Below are 14,318 nucleotides of genomic sequence, written 5' to 3' on the forward strand. Positions count from 1 at the left end.
CATACAATTTTCTCCTGAAAAAAAGTTGCCAAACCCTGTCATCCCATGAATCCTATTATGTAGTCTTCGTCATAAGACTAACTTACTATGAATGGTGATGGCAGGGTCAAGAACTCCAGGAGAATCAAAGCCCTAGCAAGTCCTCGTCGGGACAGATCTGCAGAATTCTTCCTGGAGTCCTGGCCATCATTGTTCTATCCTACGTTCTGTTTTTTAACAGGTTTATTTTAGTAGAATCTTCTCACATATAGGATCCGAAGGGCCTGGTCACCTGCCATCGTTAGATGGCGGGGGACGGGAGCGCAAGCGCACCCCGGAGGAGCCCGGTCGGTATTCGATAAAGTAAAAATCACCTAACCAATTCGAGGCGCCCATATTCTGAATCATCCAGGCCATCGTACTTCGAATCCATTCGTGGGAAAATCCTTTACAAAGTATCCAAATAAGTTCCATTGGAATCAATTCCTATGGAACCGATTGTCACAGAATACAAACCTCAGCCGCCATTGAGAAGTTATGTGGAGAGTTATCTTCTCATCCAATGTGATGAGAGTTTTAATAAGTCGATCATTCCACATCATTCGTTTGTTTTGACGATCAAACTCAAAGGCAATCATGATTATCGTATCCATTCCGATCGGAATCAGTTGCCATCTATTTCTTTATCGGGACTTCGTAAGACAGTAAAACACAATACACTTTCGAAAGGGACGGAAATTCTGATTGTGAAGTTCCAACCATGGGGTGCTTTTTCTTTTCTCAATAGGCCCATGTATGAATTGAATGAAATCGGCATTTCTGGATATGAATTATTTGACAAAACAGATTTAGATGAGATACATTCAAGGTTGCAAGAAACAAATGACAATCGTTCCAAGATAGAACAACTTGAAATCTTTTTATGGAAAGCAATGAAAATTCAAACGATGGACAAAAGGATCATTGAGGCGATTTCGCAAATGAACCAAACCCAAGGGAAAATCAGAATCCAGGAGATAGCATCCCTTGTGAATTTAAGTATCGATACTTTTGAAAAGAAATTTAGAGAGATTACGGGAGCCACTCCCAAAAGAATATCATCGATCATTCGCATGAGTTCTGCGATTCGAGAGATACCTAAGTATACTTCTTTTACAAGGCTTGCTTACGATTTTGGATATTTCGACCAATCACATTTTATTAAAGAATTCAAATCATTCACAGGCAAAACACCAACACAATTTTTGGCATAAAAAAAATCAACCACCCTGATTTTTTACAATCGGTCCTTAAAAAAATCCGCTATAAAGAGAATAATTATCTATCAAAGGAATTGTTTATGTTAGAGATTTTTTTAAGTTTGCACTGGATTAATGTGTTTTTGGCGTTCCTAGTATATTTTTTTCTAGGTTACCTTTGGTTTACCATTTTGTTTAAAAAACTGTATTTAGTTTCCCTTGGAAAAGAAAACGACAAAGAACAACCGTTAGCCATGATATTTATAATTGGTCCTGCGGTTTGTACACTTGTGATCACAATCACCACAGCGATCTTATTTTCTAGATTAGAAATCCAACAAACGATGGATGCTCTGGTTTGGGGAAGTTTCCTTGGAATTGGGTATTTATCTGCCAATACGTTGAATATTGCCATCAATCCGAATATTCCAAAACCAATTCTCTATGGTGCGATTTCGAGTGTTTACCATTTTGTGGGGATCAATCTCGTTGCATTGATTTTAGTTCAAAACATCTAAAGATACCAAAAAATTAAAAAACCATCCGAGGTGATCCAAGGATGGTTTTTTTTTGTTAACACCTTTTATTGTAAAAGGTTTTCAAGGGCCGCCTAATACAAATCAGGCGACGACTTCTTTTTTATTCAAGTTTCCCTACGCTACTGGGCCGTATTGGCTGTAGTCAAATTCTTTGGAACCAGTGAGGTATTTTTTGTAGTTCTCAATGAATTGTTTTGCAAGGTCCTGTGCCGTTTTATCATACTCTTCTTTGTTTTCCCAAGCGTTACGTGGGTTTAGGATATGAGAATCCACACCTTCTACGGTTTTTGGGAAAGACACTTGGAATACCGGGTGTTTTTCGAACTCGGATTTTTCAATGTTCCCGTTTAGGATTTCATTGATGATTTGGCGAGTGGCAGGAAGGTTCATACGTTTTCCTACACCATACTTTCCACCCACAAGTCCAGTGTTGATGAGGTATGCATTTACTTTGTGAGTTTTCATTTTTTCACCAAGTAACTTTGCGTAGTATGTCGGGTGAAGAGTCATAAACGCCTGACCAAAACATGCAGAGAAAGTGGCTTGTGGTTCTTTCACGCCACGCTCTGTTCCCGCAACCTTAGCTGTGTAACCAGAAAGGAAGTGATACATTGCTTGTTCGATAGAAAGTTTAGAAACTGCAGGAAGAACACCGTAAGCATCGTAAGTAAGGAAAATCACAGTGTTCGGGTGTCCTGCTTTGGATCCTGGTTGGATGTTGTCGATGTGGAAAATTGGATAAGAAACTCGAGTGTTTTCTGTTTTTGCCGCAGAAGAATAATCTACTTTCTTAGTTGTTGCATCGAAGACTACGTTTTCGAGAAGAGCATCACGGCGGATGGCTGCATAGATTTCTGGTTCTGTTTTTGGATCTAGGTTGATGGTTTTTGCGTAACATCCACCTTCAATATTGAAGATACCGTTGTTGTCCCAACCATGTTCATCATCACCAATGAGGCGGCGGTGTGGGTCAGTGGAAAGAGTGGTTTTTCCTGTTCCCGATAGACCAAAAAAAAGTGCGCTATCTCCATCCTTACCTACGTTTGCCGAACAATGCATAGTAAGCACGTTTTTCAATGGTAAGTAGTAGTTCATTACGGAGAAAATTCCTTTTTTCATCTCTCCACCGTATTCGGTTCCACCGATGATACAGATTTTTTTTGCTAAGTGGAAGATCACAAATACTTCGGAGTTTAGGCCGTGTTCTTTGTATTTTGCGTTTTTGTAACCAGAAGCGTTGATGATGGTAAATTCTGGATTTAGTTTTTCTAATTCTTCCTTCGTGGGGCGAAGGAACATGTTTGTACAAAAATGGTGTTGCCAAGCTCTTTCTGTGACCACACGGAGAGAGATTCGTGTGTCATCATTTGTTCCTGCGTGACCATCAAAAACATAGAGTTTTTTGCTATCGAGGAATTTGGTTACTTCTGCGTATAATTCATTGAAGATCGCTTCGGAAACCTTTGTGTTGACCGGACCCCACCAAATGTTGTTTGTGGAAGAAGGTTCATCGACAAAGTATTTGTCTTTAGGGGAGCGACCCGTAAAAATCCCGGTATCTACCATCATGGTTCCGTTATCAGAAGTTACGCCTTCTTTGTTGTTCAATTCGTGCTGGTAAATTTCTTCGTAAGATAAGTTATGGAAGACTTCGGACGGTTTAAGGCCTAATTCAGCAAGGCCGCGCAGATTAATAGATACTGGCATGGATCTCTCCTCGATTTCACTTTGTGTTTTTCTAGCTTCTTACTTTGCGAGTCGGTGTCAATAACAGAAAATGAAGATTCTCCACGCATCCGCAGAATATTTTCCTTACATCAAGATGGGTGGACTTGCCGACATGCTTGCCTCCCTCACCAAAGAACAGTCCAAGACAGAAGAAGTTTATGTCGCATTACCATACATTGGTGGTTTGGGGAAAGAGCCTCGGTGGACAGGCCAAGAGTATCCGGCTCTCCTTCCGAAAGATGCCAAAACAGATTCACTGATTGTTTCCGTACTCAAAACCTCTCGGTTTATGGAAGCCGAAGAATCAGGGGTCAAGTTGTACTTTTTCCAATCAGACCTCTTCCAATCTTTAGATTCCATCTACGGACACGCAGAAGAACACTTTCGCTTTTCCATGTTCTCTTACGCTTGTTATGCGTTAAGTCAAATATTGAAAGTAGATATCTTTCACGCACATGATTGGCATACAGCCCTTTCGGTCGCTCTACAAAAGGACTCCGCTTTCCCCATCCCTACTGTCTTCACCATCCACAATTTGGCTTACCAGGGGGATCATCCCTTTTGGATGACGGGATTTTTAAAAGAAGAACCCTTTCGTTTAGTCACAAGCCCCTTTGACCATAATGGGAAATGTAATTATATGAAGGCCGGGATTCTCTCTGCTGGGCAAATCACCACGGTAAGCCCCGGATACAGAGAAGAAACACTCATCGAACCCAATGGATTTGGACTGAGTTACTCTTTGAATCAAAGAGCCTCTGACTACTCTGGAATTTTGAATGGAATCGATTCGGACGAATGGAATGCGAAGACAGACAAACGAATTTATAAAACCTTCACCGATTCGAATTGGAAAGAAGGAAAATTAAAAAATAAAACGGAACTGTATAAAGAAATTGGGAGACCATTTTTGCCTTTGGATGCTCCCTTGGTGGGTCTGATTGGCAGACTTACCTACCAAAAAGGATTTCCCACATTCTTAAAAGCATTTTTAGAAAGACGCCACCTACCGCACCGTTATGTGGTTCTTGGTTCGGGTGATCCAGAAACAGAAAATGCTTTTTTTCACCTTTCGGAAACCATACCCGAACTATTTTATTTTTATAAAGGATACAACGAAAGTTTGGCTCACAAAATAGAAGCCGCCAGTGATTTTTTTCTCATGCCATCTCTCTTTGAACCTTGTGGTCTGAACCAAATGTACAGTCATGTTTACGGAACCATCCCCATTGTCTCTCGTGTGGGGGGATTGCGTGATACGGTAGAAGAATCCAGTTTCTTAGAATACAAAACAGGAATTGTCTTTGAACCGAATGACACGGGTTCGCTGGGGTATGCCTTAGAAAGAGCCAATGATTTGTTCCGATCAAAAGAAAGAGACGTTGTAGTGAAAAACATTATGAATTTGGATTGGAGTTGGGAAAAAAGGAAAATAGAATACCAATCAGTCTACTTTAGGTCTATTGAATTACAAATTTAGTCAATTTCTACTGTTCATTTAGAAGGGGTTTGGTTTCGATTGTTATCATTAGTATATGAAGTTTTTTTCTTTTTCTGTATTTGTTTTTGTTCTATTCACATCCTCCTGCAAATTAAATCTCAACAACCCCAGTGACCCAAGATCCAAAGATTTTTTCCTAACAAATTTACTAAAGGCATTCCTTCTCTCCGATCCTTGTTTTAACTTTCAATCCTGGAAAAAAACTTATGGAACAGGAACCTATAAAACTACCGGATCCGATTTAATCACCTTGTCCAACGGAGACTATTTGGTTTCGGGCATTACAAGAGAGTATCTGATTCCTGGTTCGTCTTCTGGAGTTACGAATGGTTTTGCGGGAAGTGCCGGTGTCAATTTGAATACATTCCTAATGCGAGTCTCACGCACAAACGGAGAGATCCTTTGGGTGGACTATCTTGGCGAAGCTAGTAGCGAGGTAACCTATAAACCTAAATTAAGAAAGTATTCCAACGGTGACATCTCCGTTGCTTTTATTGTGAAGGGAGCCGAACAGCCCGGAACCATCAACGCAAAATCGGGAATAGGAACTGCCTCAGCACTTTTTGTAGGAAGGATCAGAGAAGATGGAACGCGTGTTTGGTTTACCTACTTAGATTCCGTAAGTATTGGTGAGTATGTAGTTTCTGCAATCGATACATCCAACCGTTTGCATGTGTTTATCGAAAATTTTGGTGGTACACCTGCAAACTCACCGTTTGTTGACGGTCAAGCCATTAGCAATACATCGCTTGATCCGGGATCCGACTCCGATATGATCCACTTAATAGTGAATGAAAGTGGTTCCATGATCTTCCAACGTTACTTTACAAGTTCTGGAGGAGATTATATTTTTGGGGCCGAAGCCAATGCCTCTGGACTTTTTATTACTGGAACCGCAAGCCAAGGTGCCAATGGAACCATCCACCCTAACCCAACGTATCAAATGCCATTTGTCATGAAATTAAATGAGAACGATGGAACTACCATTTGGTATCAATATTTAGGAACAAGTGCGGAATTGGACTATGGTGCCTCGCGTTTTTTAGTGAAAGATGATTTCATTTATACAATTGGGGCAGGTCGGCATACTTATGGAAGTCCCTCCGAACCCATCGTCGCAGCCGACGGAACCAACAAACATTTTATCATTACTAAATTAAATACCAGTGGAGCTGTCCTATGGAATTCTTTTTTGGGGAGTGCTACAGAAAGTGTAATGGATACAACAGAATCTGAACCAACATTTCTTTCTTCTTCCCAACTTTTCGTAAGAATGCAAACAACCGCCACGACAGGTCGGTTCACCTCTACAGCAGATTCTACCACAGGCACCGGATCTGGTCCCTATACACTGGCAGATGTTTTTGTAAACCCCGCCACGGGCACCTTCAATCGGTTTCATTATTCTACCAACTTAGCACTACCTGCGATGGAACAAACAGAAGTTACACGAGAAGTTTGTTCTGGAAAAATGGTTCGATTGAATTATACTAGATTTACCACCATACCACCTATTGAAGCCACCCAAATGGGCATAGAGAATGTAAGTTTGCCTTAGATGGTAAAAGGATTTGGCGCCTCGGATGTGTTAGATGTAGCCTGCTTCTTTCGATTAACCGATCCCGCTCTTCGCTTCGATCGGCACTTCGATAGACGCAAGCGTGAATGGCGCGAGGGGTCGAGTTTTTACTAATACGGATTCCTCTTCCCTTTCAGCTCAGGCAACTCATCTATCTGCTTTAAAACATCCTCATAACTACCCCAGCCTTTATACCCCATGTAATAATCGGATGTGCAGAGCGGCATATCTTTCTCACCAGGATACACCTCTAACACTTTCATTTGGATAGCGAAAATATTCCCGTACCATGTTGAAGATTTTACAGGCTTAAAAGATTGCATGGCATTTATGATCTTATCATCCTCTTTGAGATCAATATCGTAACTGACAATTTTTTTGAAATTACTAGAGATTTTTATATTCATCATATTGTTCACAGCGGTATACGGTGTATCGTAATAAGTAATTCGCATTTTTTTGATCCTCGCATAACGAGTATCAACAATGCCATCAAATTCGCAGTAGTTCTTGAAGTAGAATAGATAATCATCTTTTAAGTCTTTTGCTTGAAGATTGTTTTCTAAATCATAATTCCCATTATACGAAGCTGACACATAGATTGCAGGTTGCTTGCCTTGCCATTTGGTCACAAACCATCTCCGACGATCGCCAAATTTTTCGATAATTTCTTCTCTTTCTTTTAGCGTTATTAGCTTCTTAAACGAACCATCTTTTTTATAATAATTTACACCATAGAACCAGTTGTCTTCCATTGAAGTTATCAATGTTCCAGTCATAAAACCATTATTCTGCTTTTCTATTTTTTTCCGAACATTTGCTAAGTCCACGCCATCACTGGCGAATACAGATGATCGGATAATTAAAAATAATAGAATGAATCGTTTCATTTATTTTTTTTCCAAAACTGTGGACCAACGATTTCCAAGTTCAAAATCGCTATACTTGTAACGAGTCAGCTCTCCTTTTTGGTTCGAATCGTTTACTATCCATTCTCCTTTTACATCATCAAATCCTACAATGTTCACTCTATGACCTTGAGAAGGTTCTTTTATCTCACCTTTTTCATTATATTTAGGCGCTGCTGGCGGTGCATCCAAATACATTCCTGAATTCACAATTTTTCCATTTCGAAGTTGTTCTTTGATCGCATTGTGTTTCGCAGTGTTGTCACCTAATTGGGAAGTAAATTCCTTCGCTTTCAAACCAAATTGATCCAAGATTCTATTGTATGCGTTTATTGTATCTGTAGACATATTCCCAGTTTCTCCCTTCTGGTATTGGAGCCTTGTCAATTCATGGATAAGCTTCCGGCCCACTTCCGAATTGTCGCGAAATTTAACACCCTCTTGGACCATCTGACCTAACAGTGTATACGATTGGCACGTATTACCTCCTGCTTGGATATAGATATACTTTCCAAGATCGGAATCCCAACTACCCGCTGGAATATCTTCTTTTTGGTCAGAAACTACAATTACTTTTTCACCGTAATCGGAGTGTTGGTTCACTCCCTGTGTTCCTAAGATGATGACTCCGCTATCAACGCCAGCACTATCTTTTAAAACCAACTGTTGTCTCGTCGGATTTCCAGGTAATTCTTTAGTAGAGAATTCTGGTGCACCGCTAGGATACAACGATTCATTGATGAATTTTAGATTGGATTGGGTATACTGATCAATCAAAACTTTTGGATTGTGGAACTTTGCATCCTTGTCCGCCTTCGCATCCTGAGAGCGATCCAAAACGATTACCGTGCTAGATTTATACTTATTGTCAATTGAATCAATAGCAGCATTTTTATTCGTTTCCAGTTGGGCTATGTCTGCCTTTATCTTTTTAACGTTATCGATGTCTGTTTTTAGCTTACTATCCTTAATTGATTCCAACTCAGTTTCTAGTGTTTTCTTTTGATCACCATAGATTTTATTGAGTATTGCTGTGGACTCTTTTGTTTTCCTTTCAAATGCCTCCTTATAGACGGACTCCTGTTTTTCTAGTTTGACAGCATAATCCTGTTTTGCACTTGTCATATACTCTTGGAGTAGCTTTTTCGCAGCGATTACCTCAGACTCCGGTAGTTTCGATTTCATTTTTTCTAGGGAATCGAACGCTTTGTCTAATTCGACTATCTTTGACCTTTGTTCTTCGAGATCTTTGTCTACTTTACTTTTTTTATCTTGTTCTATCGTCAGTTCTCGGTTTCTTTGGCTAGCCTCATCTTTTGAGAGATTCATGATCTTTTCAAAGTTTGTTCGACTTGTTGCTTCAGCCACAATATCTTTTGATTTAACTGGTGTCTTAAAAGGAATGTCTGCCTTGGCATTTAATCTTTTGATTCCTTTATCCACTTTTGCAAGTTCGGTCTCAAAAACTTTTCGCAACTTTGCCAAATCCGCGCTTTCCTTATATGGAGCATCTGTTGGACTTTTTCTTATATCATCTAAAATCTTTTGTTGAAACGATTTAATTAACTCAGTCCGCTTTTCCCTAAGATTTTTTAAATCGTTTTCTTCTGAGACAAGCAGATTGTCTGTTTTGACAACAGGAGGCTCCGAATCTTTAACGTTTTTCTCAAATTTACTTATTTTCTCTCTGTAAGTTTCCAATTGAGGTTGTGTTAGCTTTAAACTCTCCCTAGCAGGTCTATCTATTATATCGATTATAGTTTCTCGTGATCGAACATCGTCGGAAGGTCGGAGATTGTCAGGATCCATCCGTGGATCATAATATCCCATTTGATCTCTTAACGATTGAGAAAGAAAATCCAGCGCATAGGGATTCTTTTTTGTGGCATCGGCTAGTAAGATAGAATTATCAGTATCCCCCTCGGCAACATCATCCCCACCTTCCTCATCCTCTCTCCTCCTCACAGGCTCATCAGTGGCCACAACTCCTGTATTAGTCGGCACCGGACTCGCATTTCCCCCAGTTGTCGCTCCTCCCGTTCCACCACCAAACAACCCTGTCACAAGTCCTGCACCACCTGCAAGAAGGCCAGCAATGGCAACGCCTGCCGCCTCTCCCATGTCCGCAAAGAAATCATTGTCACTATCTTGGTTGCGAGTCGGGTCAGCATCAGTCGTATCTCTGTTTGATTGGTTGTCCTGCGACTGATCCTGTGCAGCATTGATGTTCTGTTCTGCGAAGTTGATTTCGTCCATCTGGAAACCATTCGGGCCATTGGTTCCTATACTTATGCCATTATGTTCGAGAGATGTAGATAGGCCATCCCTGTTTACTGTGGACGTCATTCCAAGATTGGACCCTGGATCCGTGTAACCTACGCTTGCGGATAGCCCGGGCCCCGCTGTGTCGTACATAAGTGAGAAGTTCCAGTCCTTACGCGGGCCTTCGCCTGTCGGGTTGTAATTTAACCCAAAGTTGGCGGCACCATTCGTTGTTACGTCGGCTGCCTGTTGTACTCCACTACTCGCTCCTGCTAGCGTCCCATCTGCATTGTCCCAAACGTTGAATAGGCCTTTTTTGGTATGATTGAAATATAAAAGCAAATTTGACATCTTTACAAAGTAATTTGTATAATGAAAACATTCGAATTGTATTTTTGAAAAATTTCTATAGTCAATCATTCTCTAACGTGTGGAATGGTTTTTATCTAAATCCCCATTCCCACTCTTCCCAGGCCCCACTCGTAAATTCCCCAAAGAATTTTCTCCCCCATTCCCACAAATGGCTTCTGAAAACTAACTGTTTCTGTTCTTTTTTAGATTTTAAATTCAATAATTAATTTCCATCCATCCCTTCTATCTATAGAATTGGAAGAACCATGTTTTTTAGTTTTAGAATTCATAAATTTTTTATCTCGTTTATCTATCTTCTCTGCCTCAGTTTCTCCTTCAGTCATTGCAAATTAGATTTAAACAATCCGAGTGATCCAAAATCCAAAAGTTATTTTGAGACTGCGATTATGAATCTTTACTTACGATCCGTTTGCAGTGCTCATATCAGGGGGAATGTAAGGATTGGGAGTGGAAATTATCTAGCATTACCCCATTCACTCCTTCCTTTAAAAAACGGAAATTATGTGGTCACTGCTAGTGTTTCGGAACCCATTTCCTGGTCTGGTCGAAGTAGCGGCGTTAACTATAGTTACACGGGAGCAATAGGAACCGACCCTGCCATTGTCATTTTTCTAGTAAATGGAAGAACATTTGAAATCGAGTGGTTAGATTATTTAGGTGTCGCAGCAACAACTACTGCGAATAGCAGCTTTTCCAGTCTCTCTGAGTTTTCCAATGGAGAGATCGGAGTTTTTACCCAAGTCATAGGAACAGAACAATTAGGCGCCATCTCACCAAAACTATTTTCGCAATCTTTTATGGCGGCCCGATATTCCCCATCCGGTTCTAGAGTATGGTTCACTTATTTAGATATGGCAGCAGGAACATTTAGTATCGATAAAATATCCCATGTTGTCGATTCGTCTGACCAAATGCATCTTTTTTATACTTCAATAGGAACCGCAGTAAACACGCCTAACACAGTTGGTCTCACAGAATTTCCTGCTCCAACAGTCGCTTCCAACGGAATATTTGCGGGACAAAAAGAAATTGGTTGGGCCATTTTAAACGGAAACGGAACACCATTACGCCAAAGATTTTTACGTGGTTCGGGAGATTTTGAAGTTATATCCGCAGCATATTCAAAAGATGGGAACATACTGTTAGGTGGCTCTGCATTAAATTTTATCGAAAATTTTTCAGGTCATCCGGCCGTCGGTTTCACAAGAGGATTTTCCGCACAATTAAAAGCGAATACGCAAGAAGTATCAAAAATCACTTATCTTGGATCAAACAATACATCCTTTAATGTGGGAAAACTAGAAGCGATCAAAGTGGCAAACGACGGGTTTTATGGAACTGGTGTGGTTGCTGGATCTTACGGTTCTCCCATTCATGATTACCAATACTATTCAGCAGGGAATTTCAGAAACTACTCATTTGTTAAATTTGATCTGAATGGAAATTTACTTTGGAATCAATTTTTAGGTTCTTCTACAACAAATGTTATCGATCAAGTTCCAGCCTTGGCTTACATTTCCTATGACGACGAAATTCGAGTGAAACTTTTGGGAACTGAAAACGGCACTCAGATGACGGGTCTCGAAACGATTAGTTATGGCTCAGGAATTAATCCCTACCAGGATATTACCTTACGGATGAATGGTAGGTCTGGTCGTTACCAATCCATTCGATATGAAACTAACATCTTTGTTACTAACCCGGTCTCTGGATTAGTGGGTTTGAACGTAAACATTCATGATGCTTGTAATGGGCGAATGGTTTCACTTCGCAGGTATTTAAATTTTCCTGCGAACAATGGGTTTTTGGAGGTCTCTACAAAACCTGCGATCGAAGAACCATAAAGTTTAGTCTAGGATGATTCGGACCAACTTCGATGGAATTGGTTTCAGAGGTTGTTTATTTGCTAACTTTTTCTATTTTTTTCTCGTAATTCTGTCACAAACGGTAAAATCAATTGTCCCAAGAAGAAAACAATTCTTTAGGAGAATTTTATGAAACTCACTTCTCTCATCCTGACTGGCTTTGTTGCCGTCGAACATGTGTTCATTCTAGTATTAGAGATGTTTCTTTGGAAAACAGAGTTTGGAATGAAAGTATTCCAGCTAACACCTGAAACTGCGGAGATCACTGCAAAATTAGCAAAAAACCAAGGTCTTTATAATGGATTTTTAGCAGCGGGACTTTTTTGGGCACTGATTTTTATCAAAGACCAAAAACAACAATTCCAAACCATTTTGTTTTTTCTCATCTGTGTTGTGGTAGCAGGAATTTATGGTTCAGCAACCGCTAAGTTTTCCATTTTATTTTCGCAAGGTCTACCGGCATTACTTGCACTCATTGTTCACTATCTAACAAACAAAAATCGATGATAGACGATCCGCATCTTCTTCTACTAGAAAGTTCCCTTGCTGGAAAAACAAATGCATTGGAAGAATTGATTCAAATCTTCCAACCAAAAGTTTTTTCTCTGGCATTGAAATTTTTATGGAACCCGGAAGATGCGGAAGACGCCACCCAAGAAATTTTGGTTAAAGTGATTACCAACTTAGGTAGTTTTCGAAAAGAAAGTAAACTATCAACTTGGATCTACCGGATTGCCAGTAACCATTTGATCAATGTACAAAAATCAAAAATGGAACGACGCAAAGTTCATTTACGAGCTGTGCGCGAAGAATTACACCGAACTCAGGTCCCTTTCAATCCTTCTTCCTATTTTCCAACACAAACTTTGGAAGAAGATACTTCACCCAAAGTTTCTGAATTGGTTTTACATGTCCAAGTGGCTTGCACCTATGCCATGTTACAAGGTCTTACAAGACCCTATCGGATGGCTTATCTTTTGGGAGAAGTGTTTCAAACTTCGAGTGAAGAAGGTGCCTCTGTGATGGGTGTTCGCCCAGAGACTTTTCGCCAAAGATTGTCTAGATCTAGAAAACAAATGGAGGCCTTTCTTGGAAAAGAATGTTCTTTAACAAAAGCAGACAACCCATGCCAATGTACAAACCGAATCACTTATGCCACAAGGGCAGGAAGGATCAAATCCTATCTCAAACTTTCAGAACAAATGAAATCAGATGGAAGGTGGAAAGAAATAAAACCGATGATGGTGAATACATCGAAAATTCGAAAAGCTGCTGAAGTATTTCGTAATCATCCCGAATACTTACCGAAAAAAAACCAACTGGAAAACATTCGAACGCTTTTACACAACTCGTTTCCACTCACGACTCGGTGAATTTCCAAAAATACGTTTATAAGCTTTTGAAAAAGAAAAAGCTGACGCATAACCAACATTTTGTGCAATTTCTTCCAACCCCATGTTCCCTTTTTGAAACATTTGTTTGGCTTTTTCCATTCTGAGTTTTGCCAAGTATTCCATCGGCGGGATTCCCAAAACATCACGAAAACGGTTCGCCAGGTTTGCTCGAGAGACTCCTGTTTCTTTTGCCAAAGATTCGATGGTCCATTCCTTACTATATCCATTGTGTAATTTTTCCAAGGCGTACAAGACTAACGTATCATGGAAGGCTTTCACCCATCCGGCTTTCGAATCCACATGTTGACCCAGCCACATGCGTAACATATAGTATAACAAAATGTCCGTTAGTCTTTGGACAATTAAGTCTGTTCCCAGATTCAATTCTAATTCACGAGAAAGGATTTGAATGATATCTCCGAGGGCATGGTGGGCTTGGATGGTTTCGTAAGGAATATGTATATAATCGGGTAATTCCAAAAAAAGTGGATGGATAGGACCGGGCGGAACCTCGTAACGAACAGAAACAAAGGTGGTGACAGGATTTTCTTTTTTGATTCGAATTTCCTTATCACCTAAAAAACGTTCGATGGTTACTACTTTTACTTTTGGATCCGATAAAAGCTCATGATTGATTCCTCTGGTGATAAAGATAAGATCACCCTTATGAAGAGGAATGGTAGTTCCAGCAAGCCTCGCATAACAGCTGCCTTGTGTTACGACATGGAAACCACCACTCTTTTCACAAGGAAAGTGGAACCCAAAACTATCAAAAATTTGCCCTTTGGAAAGTAGGTCATTTTTCCAACCGGCGGAAGAAAGAATATCGGAAAGTAGATCCATAGGTCTTTTTCGGAAAAGAACCACCGAATGTCCATCGATTTATACGATTGGATATATTTTTAATATTTTACGACATAGACAGTATAGTTTTTTAGGAGTATTATAGATAA

General features: G+C 40.1%; 11 protein-coding genes. 7 read left to right on the top strand and 4 right to left on the bottom strand.

The features are described 5' to 3' along the window. The first annotated feature begins 467 nt into the window (after positions 1-467). Both LEP1GSC199_RS06175 and LEP1GSC199_RS06180 read left to right on the top strand, forming a co-directional pair. Complete coding sequence (locus tag LEP1GSC199_RS06175) at positions 468-1,232, top strand: helix-turn-helix domain-containing protein (protein ID WP_002979214.1); 765 nt, start codon at positions 468-470, stop codon at positions 1,230-1,232. Between the two features lie 86 nt (positions 1,233-1,318). Then, positions 1,319-1,735: a DUF1761 domain-containing protein gene (locus LEP1GSC199_RS06180; protein WP_002979247.1), complete on the top strand. Its 417-nt coding sequence runs from the start codon at positions 1,319-1,321 to the stop codon at positions 1,733-1,735. 135 nt (positions 1,736-1,870) lie between these two features. On the opposite strand, the gene pckA is transcribed toward LEP1GSC199_RS06180, so the two are convergent. Then, the gene (gene pckA, locus LEP1GSC199_RS06185; RefSeq protein WP_002979257.1) at positions 1,871-3,463 is read right to left on the bottom strand and encodes a phosphoenolpyruvate carboxykinase (ATP); all 1,593 of its coding nucleotides are present in this window, start codon (positions 3,461-3,463) and stop codon (positions 1,871-1,873) included. 70 nt (positions 3,464-3,533) lie between these two features. On the opposite strand from pckA, the gene LEP1GSC199_RS06190 reads away from it, so the two are divergent. Both LEP1GSC199_RS06190 and LEP1GSC199_RS06195 read left to right on the top strand, forming a co-directional pair. Further along, positions 3,534-4,964, top strand: a complete 1,431-nt coding sequence (locus tag LEP1GSC199_RS06190; protein ID WP_002979139.1) for a glycogen/starch synthase — start codon at positions 3,534-3,536, stop codon at positions 4,962-4,964. Between the two features lie 55 nt (positions 4,965-5,019). Continuing rightward, positions 5,020-6,543, top strand: a complete 1,524-nt coding sequence (locus LEP1GSC199_RS06195) for a hypothetical protein (RefSeq protein WP_002979167.1) — start codon at positions 5,020-5,022, stop codon at positions 6,541-6,543. Positions 6,544-6,674: 131 nt separating this feature from the next. Here LEP1GSC199_RS06195 and LEP1GSC199_RS06200 read toward each other — a convergent pair whose 3' ends face one another. Together LEP1GSC199_RS06200 and LEP1GSC199_RS21705 are read right to left on the bottom strand one after the other, a co-directional pair. Further along, a complete protein-coding gene (locus tag LEP1GSC199_RS06200; protein ID WP_002979229.1) occupies positions 6,675-7,454 on the bottom strand; it encodes a hypothetical protein in 780 nt (259 codons plus the stop codon). Then, positions 7,455-10,154 carry a coiled-coil domain-containing protein gene (locus tag LEP1GSC199_RS21705; RefSeq protein WP_002979241.1) on the bottom strand — a complete coding sequence of 900 codons (2,700 nt, stop codon included), beginning with the start codon at positions 10,152-10,154 and terminating at the stop codon, positions 7,455-7,457. Positions 10,155-10,351: 197 nt separating this feature from the next. Here LEP1GSC199_RS21705 and LEP1GSC199_RS06210 point away from each other — a divergent pair, with 197 nt between their 5' ends. The 3 genes from LEP1GSC199_RS06210 to LEP1GSC199_RS06220 all read left to right on the top strand — a co-directional run bounded on the left by LEP1GSC199_RS06210 (position 10,352) and on the right by LEP1GSC199_RS06220 (position 13,344). Further along, positions 10,352-11,950 carry a hypothetical protein gene (locus tag LEP1GSC199_RS06210; RefSeq protein ID WP_002979249.1) on the top strand — a complete coding sequence of 533 codons (1,599 nt, stop codon included), beginning with the start codon at positions 10,352-10,354 and terminating at the stop codon, positions 11,948-11,950. Positions 11,951-12,100: 150 nt separating this feature from the next. Next, positions 12,101-12,478, top strand: coding sequence for a DUF1304 domain-containing protein (locus LEP1GSC199_RS06215; protein WP_002979218.1), 378 nt, complete (start codon positions 12,101-12,103; stop codon positions 12,476-12,478). Continuing rightward, complete coding sequence (locus tag LEP1GSC199_RS06220; protein WP_002979114.1) at positions 12,475-13,344, top strand: RNA polymerase sigma factor; 870 nt, start codon at positions 12,475-12,477, stop codon at positions 13,342-13,344. Before LEP1GSC199_RS06215 ends, LEP1GSC199_RS06220 begins: the two co-directional genes overlap by 4 nt. On the opposite strand, the gene LEP1GSC199_RS06225 is transcribed toward LEP1GSC199_RS06220, so the two are convergent. Beyond that, positions 13,312-14,208, bottom strand: coding sequence for an AraC family transcriptional regulator (locus LEP1GSC199_RS06225; protein ID WP_039926219.1), 897 nt, complete (start codon positions 14,206-14,208; stop codon positions 13,312-13,314). The two genes, LEP1GSC199_RS06220 and LEP1GSC199_RS06225, sit on opposite strands and share 33 nt — an antisense overlap. Between the last annotated feature and the right edge of the window lie 110 nt (positions 14,209-14,318).

This window comes from Leptospira vanthielii serovar Holland str. Waz Holland = ATCC 700522 (assembly GCF_000332455.1).
Lineage (GTDB): Bacteria > Spirochaetota > Leptospiria > Leptospirales > Leptospiraceae > Leptospira_A > Leptospira_A vanthielii.